Annotated in this window: 1 pseudogene; it reads right to left on the bottom strand. The window is 37.3% G+C overall.

Annotated elements, in window-relative coordinates:
* A pseudogene (locus K8B81_RS20895) lies at positions 1-255 on the bottom strand (IS1182-like element ISMsp1 family transposase); the annotation flags it as partial.

Consider the following 255-nt stretch of genomic DNA (forward strand, 5'->3'; position numbering starts at 1 on the left):
GGCCAGTTCTTTTTGGCATAATTGAGCTTCTGGCGTACTTTCGAAGGAACTTTTTTCTCTTTCAAAACTGCATTGATCGTGTTGATGGCAGCTTCTACTTTTTGTGTATCAATAGCCCTAAAATCAAAAGATTCTGTATTTTTGAGTTCTTCTTTGGCTACACTCTGTGCATAATCCCAAAGTTCTTCCAGCTGTTGTTCAATACGTTCTTTACTCTTTTTAATAGCCTTTCCCCAAACAAAAGTATAACGGTTG

The sequence above is a fragment of the Flavobacterium hibisci genome (assembly GCF_020026925.1).
Lineage (GTDB): Bacteria > Bacteroidota > Bacteroidia > Flavobacteriales > Flavobacteriaceae > Flavobacterium > Flavobacterium hibisci.